Annotated in this window: 16 protein-coding genes; 7 read left to right on the forward strand and 9 right to left on the reverse strand. The window is 72.7% G+C overall.

The genetic code is table 11. The annotated features are described in order from the left end of the window. The first annotated feature begins 151 nt into the window (after positions 1 to 151). The 3 genes from FF100_RS22670 (at position 152) to FF100_RS22680 (ending at position 3,694) form a co-directional block, all read left to right on the forward strand. Entirely contained in the window at positions 152 to 580 is a 429-nt protein-coding gene (locus FF100_RS22670; protein WP_139038029.1) for a hypothetical protein, read from the forward strand. An 86-nt stretch (positions 581 to 666) separates the two neighbouring features. Then, on the forward strand, positions 667 to 2,991 hold the full coding sequence (locus FF100_RS22675; RefSeq protein WP_139038030.1) for a Tex family protein: 2,325 nt from the start codon (positions 667 to 669) through the stop codon (positions 2,989 to 2,991). Between the two features lie 118 nt (positions 2,992 to 3,109). Continuing rightward, entirely contained in the window at positions 3,110 to 3,694 is a 585-nt protein-coding gene (locus FF100_RS22680) for a phospholipase A2 family protein (protein ID WP_139038031.1), read from the forward strand. Positions 3,695 to 3,920: 226 nt separating this feature from the next. Here the strand turns inward: FF100_RS22680 and FF100_RS22685 are convergent, their stop codons facing one another. The 4 genes from FF100_RS22685 to FF100_RS22700 are packed head-to-tail and all read right to left on the reverse strand — an operon-like array spanning position 3,921 to position 8,156. After that, a complete protein-coding gene (locus FF100_RS22685; protein ID WP_139038032.1) occupies positions 3,921 to 4,397 on the reverse strand; it encodes a hypothetical protein in 477 nt (158 codons plus the stop codon). 43 nt (positions 4,398 to 4,440) lie between these two features. Then, positions 4,441 to 5,748: a flavin monoamine oxidase family protein gene (locus FF100_RS22690; RefSeq protein WP_139038033.1), complete on the reverse strand. Its 1,308-nt coding sequence runs from the start codon at positions 5,746 to 5,748 to the stop codon at positions 4,441 to 4,443. Positions 5,749 to 5,752: 4 nt separating this feature from the next. Next, positions 5,753 to 6,307 (reverse strand): hypothetical protein, encoded by a 555-nt coding sequence (locus FF100_RS22695; RefSeq protein ID WP_246102238.1) that lies wholly within the window; start codon positions 6,305 to 6,307, stop codon positions 5,753 to 5,755. A 10-nt stretch (positions 6,308 to 6,317) separates the two neighbouring features. Continuing rightward, complete coding sequence (locus tag FF100_RS22700) at positions 6,318 to 8,156, reverse strand: hypothetical protein (protein WP_139038034.1); 1,839 nt, start codon at positions 8,154 to 8,156, stop codon at positions 6,318 to 6,320. Positions 8,157 to 8,318: 162 nt separating this feature from the next. Here FF100_RS22700 and FF100_RS22705 point away from each other — a divergent pair, with 162 nt between their 5' ends. Further along, positions 8,319 to 9,824 carry an NAD(P)/FAD-dependent oxidoreductase gene (locus tag FF100_RS22705; RefSeq protein WP_139038035.1) on the forward strand — a complete coding sequence of 502 codons (1,506 nt, stop codon included), beginning with the start codon at positions 8,319 to 8,321 and terminating at the stop codon, positions 9,822 to 9,824. Between the two features lie 4 nt (positions 9,825 to 9,828). Here the strand turns inward: FF100_RS22705 and FF100_RS37230 are convergent, their stop codons facing one another. From FF100_RS37230 to FF100_RS22715, 3 genes are all read right to left on the reverse strand, one after another. Continuing rightward, positions 9,829 to 9,978, reverse strand: coding sequence for a hypothetical protein (locus FF100_RS37230; protein ID WP_171070292.1), 150 nt, complete (start codon positions 9,976 to 9,978; stop codon positions 9,829 to 9,831). Beyond that, positions 9,975 to 10,403, reverse strand: coding sequence for a DUF2243 domain-containing protein (locus FF100_RS22710; RefSeq protein WP_246102268.1), 429 nt, complete (start codon positions 10,401 to 10,403; stop codon positions 9,975 to 9,977). The genes FF100_RS37230 and FF100_RS22710 overlap by 4 nt, the downstream gene beginning before the upstream one ends. Before the next feature lie 136 nt (positions 10,404 to 10,539). After that, entirely contained in the window at positions 10,540 to 11,859 is a 1,320-nt protein-coding gene (locus FF100_RS22715; protein ID WP_139038037.1) for a peptidoglycan-binding domain-containing protein, read from the reverse strand. Here FF100_RS22715 and FF100_RS22720 point away from each other — a divergent pair. After that, complete coding sequence (locus tag FF100_RS22720; protein ID WP_139038038.1) at positions 11,845 to 12,201, forward strand: hypothetical protein; 357 nt, start codon at positions 11,845 to 11,847, stop codon at positions 12,199 to 12,201. The two genes, FF100_RS22715 and FF100_RS22720, sit on opposite strands and share 15 nt — an antisense overlap. A gap of 293 nt (positions 12,202 to 12,494) precedes the next feature. Then, positions 12,495 to 13,661 (forward strand): complex I NDUFA9 subunit family protein, encoded by a 1,167-nt coding sequence (locus tag FF100_RS22725; RefSeq protein WP_139038039.1) that lies wholly within the window; start codon positions 12,495 to 12,497, stop codon positions 13,659 to 13,661. Between the two features lie 276 nt (positions 13,662 to 13,937). Here FF100_RS22725 and FF100_RS22730 read toward each other — a convergent pair whose 3' ends face one another. Both FF100_RS22730 and argH read right to left on the reverse strand, forming a co-directional pair. Next, on the reverse strand, positions 13,938 to 14,720 hold the full coding sequence (locus FF100_RS22730) for an SDR family oxidoreductase (RefSeq protein ID WP_139038040.1): 783 nt from the start codon (positions 14,718 to 14,720) through the stop codon (positions 13,938 to 13,940). A gap of 120 nt (positions 14,721 to 14,840) precedes the next feature. Next, the gene (gene argH / locus FF100_RS22735; RefSeq protein WP_139038041.1) at positions 14,841 to 16,232 is read right to left on the reverse strand and encodes an argininosuccinate lyase; all 1,392 of its coding nucleotides are present in this window, start codon (positions 16,230 to 16,232) and stop codon (positions 14,841 to 14,843) included. Here argH and tlpA point away from each other — a divergent pair. Next, a complete protein-coding gene (gene tlpA, locus FF100_RS22740) occupies positions 16,231 to 16,875 on the forward strand; it encodes a thiol:disulfide interchange protein TlpA (protein ID WP_139038042.1) in 645 nt (214 codons plus the stop codon). The genes argH and tlpA overlap by 2 nt on opposite strands. Positions 16,876 to 16,904 lie beyond the last annotated feature (29 nt).

A 16,904-nucleotide genomic window follows, 5' to 3' on the forward strand; every position in this document is an offset into this window, starting at 1 on the left:
AGCGGCGACGACATGCGAAGGGGCGGCCGTTCCGCGACGGTCGCCCCTTCCCATGTCCAAACCTCCGGCCCGCCGCCCCTCCTTGACGCAGGGGGAGCGCGGAGTGACACTGGGCGGAAACAAGGGCGATATGCCTGCCGGGGAGCCTGGGATGCCCCGTTTCCTCTCTCTGCTCGCCATGGCCGGCATGTGTGCCGCGCTCTACCACATCATGCGCCTCGCGCTGGTGGGGACGTTGGCTCCGGCCATCGTGCCTCTGGTCGCCGGGCTGGCGGGGTGGTCCCTGGTGGTGGTCGTCATGACGCTACCCTGGGCCGAGCGGCGCTTGCCCGGCGGTCATCGCTTCGGCTGGCTGACAAGCGCACAATTGAGCTTGGTTCTCGGAATCCTCGAAGGCGTGCCCCTCTGGAGCCTGCCCGGAGGGCACAGCCACCTGCTCCTCGGCTTCATCCTGCTTCTTCCGACCATCGCCTTGACCCAGGTCACGTCCCACGCGGTGCTGAGCCAAGCGGAACGCGACGCTTGGTCGAGGCCCTGGCGCGGACTGGCCCCGAAGGCACCCGGCACCCCGCCCGCCTGATCCCTCGCGGCTTCCCCACCCTTCCAACGCGCCCCCAACCCCTCTAAGGACACGCCTCCCCGCCGCGCCGGAATCACGGAGTCGTCATGTCCAGCATCACCCAGCGCATCGCCACGGAGCTCGGCGCGCAGGAATGGCAGGTCAAGGCGGCGGTGGATCTGCTCGACGGCGGGTCGACGGTCCCGTTCATCGCCCGCTACCGCAAGGAGGTGACCGGCACCCTCGACGACGCGCAGTTGCGCAATCTGGAGGAGCGCCTGCGCTACCTGCGCGAGTTGGAGGCCCGCCGCGCCGCGATCCTCGAGAGCGTGCAAAGTCAGGGCAAGCTCGACGACGCCCTGAGGGGCCAGCTCCTCGCCGCCGACACCAAGGCGCGGCTCGAAGACCTCTACCTGCCGTTCAAGCCCAAGCGCCGCACCAAGGCGCAGATCGCCCGCGAGGCCGGCCTGGGACCGCTCGCCGAAGCGCTGCTGACCCGGCCGGAGCAGGTACCGCTGAACGCTGCCGCTCCCTTCGTCGACGAGGCCAAGGGCGTGGCAACGCCGGAAGCCGCGCTGGAAGGGGCCCGTGCCATCCTGGTCGAGCGCTTCGCCGAGAATGCCGAGCTGGTCGGCCAGTTGCGCGAGGCGTTCTGGACCCGCGGCCGGCTCGTCTCCAAGCTGCGCGAGGGCAAGGCGCAGGCCGGCGCCAAGTTCTCCGACTATTTCGACTTCTCCGAGCCTCTGACCCGCCTCCCCTCGCACCGGGTGCTGGCCCTGTTCCGCGGCGAGAAGGAGGAGGCCCTGGACCTGCGCCTCGACGAGGCGCCCGAGGGGGTCGACGCGCAGAGCCTCTATGACGGCCGCATCGCCCTCTCGGTCGGCATCCAGGATCGCGGCCGGCCCGGCGACCGCTGGCTGATGGAGGCGGTACGCTGGGCCTGGCGCACCAAGCTCCGGCTGTCGATCGAGCTCGATCTGCGCGCCCGCCTCTGGGAGGCGGCGGAAGTCGAGGCGGTGCGGGTCTTCGCCGGCAACCTGCGCGACCTGCTGCTGGCCGCCCCCGCCGGTGCGCGGCCGACGCTCGGCCTCGATCCGGGCTACCGCACCGGCGTGAAGGTCGCGGTGGTCGATGCCACCGGCAAGGTCGTGGCGACCGACACGATCTATCCGCACGAGCCGCGGCGCGACTGGAACGGCTCGCTGATGACGCTCGCCAAGCTCTGCCGGGCGCACGGGGTCGAGCTGGTGGCGATCGGCAACGGCACCGCCTCGCGGGAGACCGACAAGCTCGCCGTCGAGCTGATCGCCAAGCAGCCGGAACTGAAGCTCACCAAGGTGATGGTGTCGGAGGCCGGCGCCTCGGTCTACTCGGCCTCGGCCTATGCGAGCGCGGAGCTGCCGGGGCTCGACGTGTCCTTGCGCGGCGCGGTCTCGATCGCCCGGCGTCTCCAGGACCCGCTGGCGGAACTGGTGAAGATCGAGCCGAAGGCGATCGGCGTCGGCCAGTACCAGCACGATCTCGCGGAAGGAAAGCTGTCGCGCTCCCTCGACGCGGTGGTGGAGGATTGCGTGAACGGCGTCGGGGTCGACGTCAACACCGCGTCGGGCCCGCTGCTCGCCCGGGTCTCGGGCCTCACCGAGCGGGTGGCGCAGAACATCGTCACCCACCGCGACACCAACGGGCCGTTCCGCAGCCGCTCGGGCCTGAAGAAGGTCGCGGGGCTCGGGCCGAAGGCGTTCGAATTGTCGGCGGGCTTCCTCCGGATCCAGAACGGCGACGATCCGCTCGACGCGTCTGGCGTCCATCCGGAGGCCTATCCGGTGGTGCGCCGCATCCTCCAGGCGACGAAGAGCGACATCAAGGCGGTGATCGGCAACGGCACGGTGCTCAAGGGCCTCAATCCGAAGACCTTCACCGACGAGACCTTCGGCCTGCCGACCGTCACCGACATCATCGCCGAGTTGGAGAAGCCCGGCCGCGACCCGCGCCCGAGCTTCAAGACCGCGACCTTCCAGGAGGGCGTCGAGAGCATCGGCGATCTCAGGCCCGGCATGGTGCTGGAGGGCGTGGTGACCAACGTCGCGGCCTTCGGCGCCTTCGTCGATATCGGCGTGCACCAGGACGGGCTCGTCCACATCTCGGCTTTGTCGAAGACCTTCGTGAAGGACCCGCGGGCGGTGGTGAAGCCCGGCGACGTGGTGCGGGCGAAGGTGCTGGAGGTCGATGTGCCGCGCAAGCGCATCTCCCTGACCCTGCGCCTCGACGACGAGGTCGGCGCCCGGCCGCCGCGGGAGCAAGGCAACCAGCACCGCGACGCCCCCCGCCGCGACGCGCCGCGCCCGCAAGGGCGCCGGGAGGAGCCGGCCGGCGGCGGAGCGCTGGCGGACGCGTTGCGCAAGGCGGGCCTCGATCGCGGGTCGCGGCGGTGACGGCCCCGCGGCCTGCCGGCACCCGGACGTCGTCAAGAACCCCGCAACCATGGCGAGGCGGGGCTCGGAACGGAACGGCGGAGCCTTGAGTTAAGGCCCGCTGATCCGGGAGCCATCCTTGAGACGACCCTTCCTCGCCCTGCTCGGTCTGCTGCTCGCGGCGTGCCCACACCCGATCCTGGCACAGGACGTCCAGGACGGGCCCGCGGCGTCCCCCGCGGGGAGCGAGACCCGCCGAGGACCAGTTCCGCCCCTCCCGGATGCCTTAGGTCCGGAGGAGCGCACCGGCGAAGCCCCGACCAGGCCCGGCGGGCGATCCGCCATCCCGAAGGCCCTGCGGTCCTCCGGATCGAGGGCCGGCGGACCGGCCAACGACCTCAATCCCGGCGGCCGCGCCGAGGAAGCGGCGCCGCCGCGGGGCGACCTCGGCCGGGTCGTCGCCGGGCAGGAGCTGTTTCACGGCAATTACTGCGGGAAGGGCCAGCGTGGCCAAGGCCTGCCTCCGACCGACGACCTCGATGCCGACTGCATGCGTCACGACGCCTGCTACGATGCGGCCGGCTACAGCTCGTGCGCCTGCGACGCGGCGCTGAAGCGCGAGGCATCGACGGTCTCGGACAGCGAGAGCGCCTCGCTGGAGGTGCGACGCAGGGCCCTGAGCGTGATCGAGGCCACCGCGGCGATGGAGTGCCGCGCGCCTTGAAGGCCGGCCCGCCGGATGGCGGAGCCGCCCGGGCCGGACCTCGAAAGGTCTCTCCATCGGCGGCCTCACGCAGGCCGCCCTGTCCGGCGACTACCGGATCGAACCCGGCTCGACGGACGGTCCCGGGTCGATCCCCTGACCGAGGGCAAGACCGCTCCACCATCGTCCGGGACGCGGGGGCGGAAGCCCGGTCGAGGCTCAGCCCGGGCCAGGTGGCAGACCGGCCCTACTTCCCCGCCGCCGCGTCGCTCGCCGTCACGAACGTCCCCTCGAAGCGGCCGCGCTGGGTGTCGGCCGCGCAGGCGACCGTCGAGCGGCCGGGGGCGGAGGCCGGGAACCGGCAGGAGCCGACGGTCATCAGGGTGTCGCGGGTGATGCCGCCATCCGCCGCCTTGACGGTGAGGATCACGGCGCTGACCGGCTGGAGCGCGTCGACGCCGACCTCCTCCTGGCGGTCCTGCGGCATGCCGGTGCCGCTGAAACTGACCGTGGTGCCGTCGCTCGACGTGAAGTCGAACGACGTGCGCCGGCCCTGGACCATGTTGACGAGGCTGTCGCCGCAGGTCGGGCTGACGTCCTTGCCGGCGATGACGAGCTTCTCGCACGCGCCCTTAAGCACGTTGCGGGTGAGCGGCTGGGCGTGGGCCTCGACCGTGCAGGACAGGCCGAGGAGCAGGAGGACGGTGAGAATGCGCGTGAGCATGGCCGGAATGTAGGGATCCTCCGCGGCATTCCCACTCTGGATTTTAGTGGAGGGCGGCGGCGATCGCATCCGCCGCCCGCTCCCCCTCCGCGAAGGCGCCGCCGGCGGTGCCCCATTGCTCCCGCGACAGGGCCTCCCCCGCGAACCACACCCGGTCGCCCACCGCCTGCTTCAGGAGGTCGCGGGCGCCCGTATGGCCGGGCGGCACCACCGCCCAGGAGCCGCGCGACCAGGGATCGTGGCGCCACTCGGTGACCGCCGGCACGGCAAGGTCGCGCAAGGCGCCGCGGCCGACCTGCTCGGAAAGGGTCTCGCGCACCAGCCGCCGCGCGCCGTCGGCCCCGGCACGGGCCGCGTCGAGGCGCCCGGCCATCGGGACGTCGAGCTCGAAATAGTGGAACGGCGTATCGTCGACCCGGGTCAGCAGGCCCGGCGGCTGGAGCCGGCCGCCGATCAGGCTGGCCAGCCGGTCGCGGCCGTGGAACGGCGAGGACGGCCAGTGCACCACCACGTGCTCGTAGATGCCGGTCCGGAAACCGTCGATCGCGGCGCGGACCGGGTCCGGCAGGCCGGGGGCGAAGCGGAGCGCGGGCGCCGGCTCCTGCATCACCATCATCGGGGCGGTGACGAGGGCGGCGCGCGCGGTCAGGCTGCCCTGCTCCCCGAGATCGAGCCGCACCCCCTCCCCGGCCCAGTCGAGGGTCGTGACGGGCGTGCCGAGCGCCACCGGCAATCCGGCGGCGAGGCGGGCGAGATAGGCGCCGTAGCCGCCGGCGATGAAGAAGTTGTCGCCGTACTCCATGCTCGGGAAGTCGTGCAGGCTGACCTCGGTCAGCGGCCGGCCCGACACGAGGCCGTGAACCAGCGCGACCCGCCGGCCCCAGGGCCCAAGGCCCGGCGGCAGGGCGCTGGCGGCCGCCCTGTCCTCGCCGCGCAGGCGGGCGCCGTCGGTCATCGCCCGGTCGGCGACCGACCAGGCACGGCCGAAGGCGGCGGCTTCCGCCGGACGGCCGGGACGGCGCCCGACCCAGAGGTGGTTCTCCTGCGCCGCCCGGCGCAAGGGTTCGCCGCGCTCGAAGCCCAGGGCGACCAGCGGGTTGATCGGCCCGGCATGGAGCCAGTGGGCGCCGAGATCGACCGGGTGGCCGCGGAGACGCGTGGTGACGGTGCGGCCGCCGAGCCGCGGGCGGGCCTCCAGCACGGCCACCGACAGGCCGCGAGCGATGAGCCGGCGCGCCGCGCCGATCCCGGCGGCACCGGCGCCGATCACCGCGACGTCGGGATGCGGGGGCAGTTCCGCGAGGGGCGGGACGCCGGTGGGGGGCAAATGCTCGTGAGCGGCGCGTGGCATCGCGTTACCCTTGCTTCGCTTCGGTGCCGGCCGCCGCCGCGATCGCGTCGAGCCAGCGCGCCAGCCGCACGCGGCTCGTCGCCGGGACCGGGCAGCCGACCTGGCTGCGGATGTAGAGCGCGAGGCTGGACCGGCCCTCCCCGCGGCCGACGATCTCGACCGTGACGGTGTCCGGGCAGCGCAGCCACGCGGTCCGGGCGACGTAGCGGTCCTGCTCGCCCCAGGCGTCGGTGAACACCAGGGCGGTGCGCGGCTGGCGCTCCGCCACCGCGCGGACGATGTCGCGCAGGCGCGCGCCGGGAACCGGGTAAGTCGGCGGCACCGCATCGGCCTCGGCCCGAGGACAGATGTCGGCGGCGCAGGCAAGGGCGTCGGTGCGGGAGGGCGTGCGGCGCAAGGCGGCGAAATCGACCGGGCCGAGATCCGGCGCCCCGAGCAGGGCGATCCAGACCTCCTCGATGCCGCCGGGCTCCTCGCCGCGGGCGATCGCCAGGGCACCCGCGGCGGCGACGGCCAGGACCAGGCCGAGGAGGACGAGAGCCACGAGCCGCCCGATCACCTGTGCTCCTTCACGGCGCCGGCCGGACGCGCCAGACCCGCAACGGAGTCTCCCGCACCGGGACCGGCTCCAGCCCGGGCGGGGGCCCCTCGCCGCGGCCGAAGCGGAGCCCGGTACTCGGCGCGGGGCCCGGCGCCTCGCCCGCCTTCGCGGGCGGCACGCAGGCCACGATGTAGTCCGCCCCGACCCGCCGCGCCACCGCCGCCGTGGCCGCCTCGTCCCGGAATGCCTCGAGCGCCGCCGCGAGGCCGGGCAGCGCCCGGTGGTAGGGCGCCGCCACGACGGAATGGTGGCTGTGCAGGAGCAGGTCGGGACCGAGATCGATCTCGGCGAGGATCAGCCCCGGCGGTAGGGCGTCGAGTGCGGCGATCGCGCGGCGCTCGCTGCAATCGCGCCACGCGGCGTGCTCGGCCTCGAACGCCGCTCCGCTGCCGGCCGGGCCCGAAAAGGCCTGCGGGACCGAGGCGAGGAGGATCCACAGCTTGCCGCACAGGGCGAGGCTCAGGGCGAGCATGGCGAGGCGCCGCCGCGGCCCGGCCTCGGGCAGGCGCAGGAGCGCGACCGCCCGGTCGAGGACCGGGCCCGCCACCAGGGGCACGAAGGCACCGGCGACGTAGAGGCCCCGGAACTGCGTCGCACCGAGCGCGGTGCCGAGCCAGAGCGCGCCGGCGGTTGCGGCCATCAGGACCCGTTCGGCCGGCACGCGCCCGCGCCAGGCCCAGACGCTCGCCACGACGGCGCCGATCAGCACCGGCAGGTGGCCGGCGAGGACCGCCTCGGGGACCATCCACAGGAGCTGCCAGACCGGGCGCATCTCCCGCACCTTCACCAGCCACTCGTCGTGGACGAGGGCGGGCATGCCGGTGAACGGCCCGGCGGCGCAGGCCGGGAACAGGACGAGGAAGCCCGCGCCCGCGATGCCGCCGCCGGCGGCCAGCACGGCGAGGCGCGCCCGCCGCCCGCCGGTCACGAGGGCGGCGCTGCCGGCCGTGACGGCGGCGGCGGCCGCCAGCCACAACCAGGGCGGCGAGAGGGCGTCGCAGGCGGTGGCCGACCACAGGGCGGGTGCGGTCTGGACCGCGAACAGAACCGGGGCGACGAGGCCCAGGGCGAGGCCGAAGCCGAGGAAGGGCGGCAGAGCGGCGCGCCCGTCGCGCAGCCACCGCAGAGCGAGGACGAGGCCGGCCCCGGCGATGAGGGGCAAGGCCTCGAGCCCGACCGCCAGGGAGAACGCCGCCAGCGCCCCCGCGACGGCGCCGTCCCGCCGCGTCGGGGCCGGCCGGGCGAGGCGGAGGACGAGGGCGAGGACCGCGCAGATCTGGACGTTGTGGTGATCGATCCGCCCGGGGGCGAACAGGCCGGTGACGAACACCGCCTGCCCGACTGCGAACACCGTGAAGGCCGCAGGCCGCCAGCCGAAGGCGCGGCGGATGCCGCGGTACAGGATGGCGGCGTAGAGGCCGAGCAGCAGCAGCGGCCACAGCAGGGCGGCGATCCCCTCCGCCAGGACCGGCCCGGCGAACGGACGGGCCAGCAGGACGAGGCCGGCGATCGGCGCATCGACGAGGCGCGACCAGTGCATCGGCGGAGCGCCCGCGTGGCGATGCTGGGCGAGGTCGAACCAGGGCTGCCCGGCCAGCAGGTCGCGCACCTGCACCATCCGCATGGCGTCGTCGGTATCCGGCAGACGCAAGGACCGCAGCACCGCCAGAAGGTCGGGCCAGGACAGGATCCCGGCGACGCTCGCCAGCACGATGAGCCAGACGACCGCCGGCCGATCGAACGGCGAGCGCTCCGCCCCTCCGGCCTTCGCTCCGGAGCTGGCCTGGGGAAGCGGGGCGGCGAGCATGGTGTCGTCCTGGCTGGCCTCGATCGGCGATCCCGATTCGCATGCCGCCCTTACCCCCCGGTTAGCGCGGGCGGTTGAGCGGTTCTTTACCATCCGGCCGTTAAAGCTCGGGGAGAACCCCTTGTGCGTCGCGGCCGAGCCGCCCCCGGAGTAGCCCGAGCGATGAGCCTTCACACCGAGACGCTGGTGATCGGTGCCGGACCGGCGGGCCTGACCACCGGCTACATGCTGGCCAAGGCCGGCCGCGACGTCGTGGTGCTCGAGCGCGATCCGACCCAGGTCGGCGGCATCAGCCGCACGGTCGCGTACAAGGGCTTCCTGTTCGACATCGGCGGCCACCGCTTCTTCTCGAAGTCGAAGGAGGTGGTCGATCTCTGGAACGAGATCCTGCCCGACGACTTCATCGAGCGGCCGCGGCTGTCGCGGATCTACTACAAGGGCAAGACCTACGCCTACCCACTCAAGGCGTTCGAGGCCCTGCGCAACCTCGGCATCGTCGAGAGCGCGGCCTGCGTCGCCTCCTATCTCTGGGCCCGGGCGCGGCCGATCCGTGACCCGAAGAGCTTCCACGAGTGGGTCCGCAACCAGTTCGGCGAGCGGCTGTTCTCGATCTTCTTCAAGACCTACACCGAGAAGGTGTGGGGCATGTCCTGCGACGACATCTCGGCCGACTGGGCGGCGCAGCGCATCAAGGGGCTCGACCTCGGCGCGGCGATCCGCGACGGGGTCAAGCGCTCGCTCGGGCTGCACCGGCCGGCGACGGCCGGCGACGGCCCAGTCATCAAGACGCTGATCGAGTCGTTCCGCTATCCGCGCCGCGGGCCGGGCATGATGTGGGACGCCGCCGCCGGCGCGATCCGCCGCAACGGCGGCCGGGTCGTCCTCGACCGGCGGGTCGATAGCCTGTCGTACGACGCCGGCACCCAGCTGTGGACGGTGAGCGCCCGGCGCCAGGACGGCAGCCGCGAGACCTACACCGCCCGCAACGTCGTCTCCTCGGCGCCGATCCGCGAGCTCGTCGGGGCGATCCGCCCGGCGCCCCTGAGCACCTTCCAGGCCCGCTCCCTGCGCTACCGCGACTTCGTCACCGTGGCGCTGATCGCACGGGCCAAGGATAGCTTCCCGGACAACTGGATCTACGTCCACGACCCGGCGGTGAAGGTCGGGCGGGTGCAGAACTTCCGCTCGTGGTCGCCCGAGATGGTGCCGGACGAATCCTATACCTGCCTCGGCCTCGAGTATTTCTGCTTCGAGGGCGACGGGCTGTGGAACGCGCCGGATTCCGAGCTGATCGCGCTCGCCCGCCGCGAGATCGGCCAGATCGGCCTCGTCGACCCGGCCAGCGTGGTCGATGCCTGCGTGGTGCGCCAGCCCAAGGCCTACCCGGTCTACGACGACGCCTACCGCGCCCACGTCGCGACGATCCGCCGGGACCTCGAGGGCAGCTTCCCGACCCTCCACCTCGTCGGCCGCAACGGGATGCACAAGTACAACAACCAGGACCACGCGATGATGACCGCGATGCTGACCGCGCGGAACATCCTGCTCGGCGAGCGCCGCTACGACGTGTGGAACGTCAACGAGGACGCCGAATACGCCGAGGCCGGGTTGTCGGGCGTGCAGGAGGCGCTGGGCAGCGAGCGGATGGTGCCGCGCAAGGTGGCGTGACCGCTCACGAGACCGAGGGCCTGGGCCCGCAGCGCAGGCTCAGGAGCTCGTCCAGCGTCGGAGCGTCGCCGGTGAGGAGGCGCCCCCAGGCCGGTGCCGTCGCGGCGGCGAGGGCGAGGGCCAGGAGGACCCACGGCAGGGCGGCGCGGATCATCGCCGCGCCCGCAGCAGGAGGCCGCCCGCCAGCGCCATGGCGGCGCCCCAGGCGAGGAACCCGGCATCCCACCAGGCCCAGGCGGCGCGGGGCGCCGTCTCGTTGACGTGGTGCACGCCGAGAATCTGGTGGTCGATCGTGCCCTCGATCAGGTTGAACGCCGCCCAGCCGAGCAGCACGGCACCGACGAGCGCACGGCCGTCGTCAGGGCCACCGCGGCGCCAGAGCAGGAACACCCCGAACACCACGAAGACGTAAGTCGCGCTGTGGAAATAACCGTCCCAGCGGGTGTTCAGCGCGAGCGCCTCGAGCGACGTGACCGGATACCAGCTGCTCAGCATGTGGTGCCATTGCAGCAGCTGATGCAGCACGATCCCGTCGAAGAAGCCGCCGAGCCCGAGGCCGACCAGGAGGCCGGGCAGCAGACCATGCGAAAGGCCGTTCCTGGTTCGGGCATGTCGCGATCGGGCATGTCGGGATCGGGGGAGCGCCGTCATGCGGGGCGAACGGCACGCCACTGCATCCGTTCCGGCGCTGGATCGACGGGGGGCGCGGCCGGTCTCAGCGCGACGCGAGCGGCTGCTTGACCGGGACGCGCGGGATCAGCCGGTCGATCTGCGCCGGCGAGAGTCGGCCGGTCGCCTCGGCACCAAGGCTGCGCTGGAACTTCGCGATCGCCGCCCGGGTCTCATCCCCGGCCCTGCCGTCGGGTCGCCCGGCGTAATGCCCGGCCTTGGCCAGCGCCTGCTGGATCCGGCGCCACTCCTCCGGCTGCAGGGCCGCCACGGCGGGGCCGGCCGGCGTCCCGGTGCCCGGATGCTCTTGGGCTTGGGAGTTCTGGCCGTGCGAATCGTTGCCGCTCGTGCCCTGGCGGCCCGGTTCCTCGCCAGGCGTCCCGGCGAGGGACGCCTTGAGGACGGCGATCCGGCCCTTGATCTCGGACAAGGCCTGATCGGCCTCGCTGCCGCCGCCGGCGAGAGCGACGAGGTGCTCCCGCTGCCGGGACAGCTCATCGCGGGCAGCCGCGATGCCGCGGGAGGTCTCATCGAGGCCGTCGACCATGCCGGCGAGCCGCGCGACCGCCTCGTGGTTGGTCTGCGCCGTCCGGCCGAGTTCCGAGAGCCGATCGGCGATCTCGGCGCGCAGGGCGGCTCGGGCCGCTTCGCCCTCCGCCCGGGCCGCGCCCAGCGCCTCGCGCTGCTCCGCGATCTGGGACCGCAATGCCGCCATCTCGCGGATCGCCGCCTCGATGCCCGACCTGGCTTCGGCCGAGCCGGCCTCGGCCTCGGCCCTGGCCCCGTCTGCGAGACGCCGCTCCTCCTGCCCGGTCTCCGCCGCGCGGCGCAGGCCGTCGATCGAGGCCCCGACGAGGTCGAGCTCGCCCCGGCGCCGCAGGACGGTCAGGTCGAGCGCCTCCATCTCGGCGGTGAGCCGTTGCGACCGCGCCGCGAGATCGCGCGCCTGCCCCTCCCCCTCCCCCAGGGCGACGAGACGGACGCCGCCCGGGTCGTGCGCCTCGGCCGGGAGGCCCGCGGCCTCGCGCAGGCCCTTCCCCGCCTGGGCGAGGACCGCCTCGGCCGTGACCGCCGCATCGTCGCGCGACAGGAGCACCGCCGCTCCGGCGAGCAGGAGCAGGACCGCGGCAGCCAGGGCCGCGGGCAGGATGCGGGTCCGGTCCCGTTCCCCGGTCGGGGCGGCCGCCGGCACCGGAGGCGGGCCGCCGGTCCGGCCATCGTCCGGCCCGGCGGCCGTGAGGCAGCCCGCATCGCGCAGGTTGATCAGGATCTGCACGCATCCCTGGATCTCCCGGACCGTGACGAGCAGGCCTTCCTTGTCCTCCGGGCGCAGCATGCTGAGCGGGAGGGCGTGCGCGGCCCGCATCGCGGCCCCGAGATCGGGATCGATGTAGCGCGAATAGACCGGGTGCTGCAGCAGGCAGCGGGTGACAACGGAATATTTGCTCCGGATGGCGTAAAAATTGTCATCCTGGAAGCCGTTATTGATGAACCGAGCCACATCGACCAGCTCGGCCAATTCGGCAGCGAGGATCTCGAGTTCATCGCGCCGATCGGAGAAAGCAACGGGCCGCACCTTGGCGGTACGGCGCGCGATCCAGAAAGCAGCGATGAGCAAAAATGTGCCGGCAAAAAGCGCTATGGCGAGGATCCATACGTCCGGATGCATGCCTCGATCCCCCCACCTGTTTCACTCTGTCATCCGTGAGGTTAGATGACCCAAGGTCGTTTTCAAGGATATTTTTAGGAATGCATTGGGCCCCGTTGCGCCGACATCGCGAATGTGAGCCGGGCTGCCCGCGTGGCCCCCTGGCCGGGTCGCCCCGGGGCATGAGGCCGCAACGCCGCGCGGGCCGTGGGCGTCCCCGATCGGCGTCTCCGCGCCGCGATCGGGCGGCACGGCGCAAAGAGCTTCACAGGGCCCGCCCCCTCGACTAAGGAGCCGACAAGAGTTCCTGCTCAGACCGCTTCAGCCGAGACTCGCGGAAGGACCCCACGACCATGACCGGCTTCGACACCGTCGGACTGACCCGGCCCGCCTCGCAGCTCGTGACCGTGTTCGGGGGGTCGGGCTTCCTCGGCCGCCACGTCGTCCGGGCGCTGGCCAAGCGCGGGTACCGGATCCGGGTGGCGGTGCGCCGGCCGGACCTCGCCCAGTTCCTCCAGCCCCTCGGCCGCGTCGGCCAGATCGTCGGCGTGCAGGCCAACCTGCGCAACCCGGCCTCGATCGTGCGGGCGGCCGAGCACGCCGACATCGTGGTCAACCTCGTCGGCATCCTGCAGGAGAGCGGCAGCCAGAGCTTCCAGCGCCTGCAGGCCGACGGCGCTGCCGAGGTCGCCCGCGCCGCCGCCGCGGTGAACGCGCCGTTGGTGCATGTCTCGGCGCTCGGCGCCGACGCGGATTCGGCCTCGTCCTATGCCCGCTCGAAGGCGATCGGCGAGGCCCGGGTATTCGAGGCGCGGCCCGACGCGGTGGTGTTCCGTCCGTCGATCGTGTTCGGGCCGGGCGACAGCTTCTTCAACCGCTTCGCCGGCCTCGCCCGGATGCTGCCGGTGCTGCCCCTCGCCGGGGCCGGGGCGCGGATGCAGCCGGTCTTCGCCGGCGACGTCGCCGAGGCGATCGCCCGGGCGGTCGAGGGCCAGCTCCAGGGCGGCCGGGTCTACGAGCTCGGCGGGCCGGAGATCCTGACCCTGCAGCAGCTCGTCGAGTACACCCTGAAGGTGACGATGCGCAGCCGCGTGGTGCTGCCGCTGCCGGCCCCCGCCGCCCGGTTCCAGGCCCGGGTGATGGAGATCGTCGACACCGCGACGCTGGGCCTCCTCCCCGACACCCTCAAGCTCACCCGCGACCAGGTCACGCTGCTCCAGAGCGACAACATCGTGTCGGAGGCCGCCAGGGCGGAAGGCCGCACGATCGAGGGCATCGGCATCGCGCCGACCGCGATCGAGGCGGTGGTGCCGGGCTATCTCTGGCGCTTCCGCAAGGCCGGCCAGTTCGCCACCGGCCGCGGGACGCCCGAGATGGCCGCGACGCCGGACCTGATGGCGCCGGAGCCGATGGGCGCCGGCTCGCAGCACCACCCGCGCGATGCGAGCGGCCCGGCGGTCGGGTCCCTCGCGGCGGGTGCCGGCCCGGCGCCCGGGGTGCGGTGGGGCAAGCGGCAGTAAGAATTCAGGTCAGCACACAATCAGAAGGGCGGTCCCGCGGGACCGCCCTTTTTTCGTGACCAATCCCCTTTCCCGGACGACTGCAGCGACAGCGGAAGGAGATCCGGGACCCAGCACGAGAAGCCGCAAAGCGTCCGCTCGTGTGCAACGGTGCAGCGGACTGAGCCGCTTCGCGGCACATCTCCCCTGGATCCCGGATCTCCCTCCGCTTCGCTTCAGTCGTCCGGGAAAGGGTGGGAGGCAGGATGAATCACGATCCTGCTTCAAGAGCCTTTTTCAGATCGAACGCACCGCCCCGCCATCGACCCGGACCATGCTGCCGGTGACGTAGGAGGCCCGCTCGGAGGCCAGGAAGCACGCCACGTCGGCGAATTCCTGCACCCGGCCGTAGCGCTTGGCCGGAATCGCCGCCCGGGCGGCCTCGGCGATCTCGTCGCGCGACTTGCCCTGGGCCTTGGCGTTGGCGGTGTCGAGCTCGCCGGTGCGGTCGGTCTCGATGCGGCCGGGCAGGATCATGTTGACGGTGACGCCGTCGGCCGCGACCTCGGCCGACAGGGTCTTGGCCCAGCCGGCGATCGAGGCGCGCAGCGCGTTCGACATCACCAGGTTCGGGATCGGCTGCTCGACGCCGCTCGACGCCACCACCACGATGCGGCCGAAGCCGGCCTGGCGCATGCCCGGCAGGACGAGGCCGGCGAGGCGGAAGACCGGGGTCACCATCGCCTCGAACTGCGGCGTCCAGGCCTCGGGCTGCACGGTGAGCGCGGTGCCGGCCGGCGGGCCGCCGGTATTGGCGATCAGGATGTCGACCCCGCCGAGATGCTCCTGGGCGGCGGCAAAGATCGCCTCGACGTTCTCCTTCAGGCTGCCGACGAAGGCGTGGGCGCGGCCCTGGCCGCGGGCGTTGATCGCCGCCACCGCCTCGTCCAGGCGCTCGGCCGTGCGGGCGGTGAGCAGGACGTTCGCGCCCTCGGCCGCCAGGGCCTCGGCGATGCCGCGGCCGAGCCCGCGACTGGACGACAGGACGAGGGCGCGCTTGCCCGTGAGACCGAGATCCATGGTGGTTCCTCCCGTAAATGGCCGAGCTTGAGCGGTGCCGTCAGGCACTAACATACGCGTCTGTCCCCTCCCACCCGGAACCTCGGCCCGAGGTCGCGGGTGGGATCGTCCGTGAGGCGCTCAGGCCGTCTCGTCGGCGAGGCGCTTCAGCCAGCCTTCGGCTTGCGCCCGCACGTTGTCCGGCGCGGTGCCGCCGTAGCTGGTGCGGCTCGCCACCGAATTCTCGACGCCGAGCACGGCGAAGACCGCCTCGGTGATGCGCGGCTCCTCCGCCTGCATCACGGCGAGCGGCAGCGCCTCGAGGCCGATGCCGCGGGACGAGGCCTCGCCGACGAGGCGGCCGGTCACGTGGTGAGCATCCCGGAACGGCAGGCCGAGCTCACGCACCAGCCAGTCGGCGAGGTCGGTGGCGGTGGCGTAGCCGGAGCCGGCGGCCACCTTCAGCACCTCGGGCACGGGTTCGAGATCCCGCACCATGCCGGCCATGGCGGCGAGGCACAGCGACAGGGTCTGGAGCGCGTCGAAGGTGCCCTCCTTGTCCTCCTGCATGTCCTTCGAATAGGCGAGCGGCAGGCCCTTCATGACGATCAGCAGGCCCGACAGCGCGCCGATGATCCGGCCGGACTTCGCCCGGACCAGCTCGGCGGCGTCGGGGTTGCGCTTCTGCGGCATGATCGAGGAGCCGGTGGTGAACCGGTCCGACAGCTTGACGAAGCCGAACTGGGCCGAGGTCCAGACCACGATCTCTTCCGCGAACCGCGACAGGTGGACCGCCGCGATCGCCGCCGCCGAGAGCGCCTCGAGGGCGAAATCGCGGTCGGCGACCGAATCGAGCGAGTTCGCGGTCGGCCGGTCGAAGCCGAGGCTCGCCGCCGTGGCGTGCCGGTCGATCGGGAACGAGGTACCGGCGAGCGCGGCGGCGCCGAGCGGGCACTCGTTGAGGCGGGCGCGGGCGTCGCGGAACCGGCCGCGGTCGCGGTTCAGCATCTCGACATAGGCGAGGAGATGATGACCGAAGGTGACCGGCTGGGCCGATTGCAGATGGGTGAAGCCCGGCATCACCGTGCCGGCATGCGTGAGCGCCAGCTCGGCCATCGCCTGCTGCAGGTCGGCGGCCTGGCCGTCGAGGGCGTCGAGGGTGTCGCGCACCCACAGCCGCATGTCGGTGGCGACCTGATCGTTGCGCGAGCGCGCGGTGTGGAGCCGTCCGGCCGAGGGGCCGACGATCTCGCGCAACCGGCTCTCCACGCTCATGTGGATGTCCTCGAGCTCGCGGCGGAACTCGAACGACCCGGCCTCGATCTCGCCCTGGACGGTCTTGAGCCCGGCCTCGATCTTCGCCACATCCTCGGCCGGCAGGATCCCCGCCTGGCCCAGCATCGCGACATGGGCCAGCGAGCCCCGGATGTCCTGGGGGGCGAGGCGCTTGTCGAAGCCGATGGAGGCGTTGATCTCCTCCATGATCTCGGCGGGGCCGCTCGCGAAGCGCCCGCCCCACATCCGGTTGCTCATGTCCTCACCTCGCCTCGCATCCTCGCGGACCGCCCGCCTCGCCCTCGCAGGGGGGCTCGTCGCCGTCATCGCCCTCGGGGCTGCCCTATACGGGCTTGGCGACCGGGGCAACGGCGGCGCCTGCCCGCTCGGGGCCGCCACCGCCGCCCGCGTCGCGCCGCTTGCCCGCGGCGAGGTCGCGGCGCTCCAGGTCGCCACTGATCCGAAGCCCGCGCCGGCCTTCACCTTCACCGGGCCGGGCGGGCAGCCGCGGACGCTGGCCGACCTCAAGGGCCGGATGGTGCTGCTGAATTTGTGGGCGACCTGGTGCGCGCCGTGCAAGGCGGAGATGCCGGCCCTCGACCGGCTGCAGGGCGAGGTCGGGGGCAAGGACTTCGAGGTGGTGGCGCTCAACCTCGACACCCGCAATCCCGACCGGCCACCGCTCTGGATGAAGGAGAACGGGATCGCGCGGCTCGCCTACTATTCCGACCCGGCCGGGCGGGCGTTGCCGGTGCTGCAGACGCGCGGCGAGGTCGTCGGCCTGCCCACCACCTTCCTGATCGACCCGGCCGGCTGCGAGATCGGCGTGATGAAGGGCCCGGCGGAATGGGCGAGCGAGGACGCGGTGAGGCTGATTCGGGCGGCGCTCGGGCGGAGCTGACACCGTTGCGTTGATCCAGCTCGGGATTC

The sequence above is a fragment of the Methylobacterium terricola genome, from assembly GCF_006151805.1.
Classification (GTDB): Bacteria; Pseudomonadota; Alphaproteobacteria; order Rhizobiales; family Beijerinckiaceae; genus Methylobacterium; species Methylobacterium terricola.